The sequence below is a fragment of the Streptomyces sp. NRRL F-6676 genome (assembly GCF_000725625.1).
GTDB lineage: Bacteria > Actinomycetota > Actinomycetes > Streptomycetales > Streptomycetaceae > Streptomyces.
Window position 1 is genome coordinate 1 of sequence record NZ_JOHS01000168.1, and the last position, 202, is coordinate 202.

1 protein-coding gene is annotated in these 202 nt (G+C 67.8%); it reads left to right on the top strand.

From position 1 onward, the window contains the following. Window positions 1-202, top strand: a 202-nt coding sequence (locus IO29_RS31460) for a methylmalonyl-CoA mutase family protein (protein ID WP_033227714.1), incomplete at both ends; no start/stop codon positions are given.

Genomic DNA, 202 nt, shown 5'->3' on the forward strand with positions numbered 1-202 from the left:
CTTCGCCGGCTCCTACGTCGTGGAGCGGATGACCGACGACGTCGAGACGGCCGCACGCGAGCTGATGCGCAAGGTCGAGGACCTCGGCGGCGCCGTCGAAGCGATCGAACACGGCTTCCAGAAGAGCGAGATCGAACGCAACGCCTACCGCATCGCCCAGGAGACCGACTCCGGCGAACGCGTCGTCGTCGGCGTCAACCGC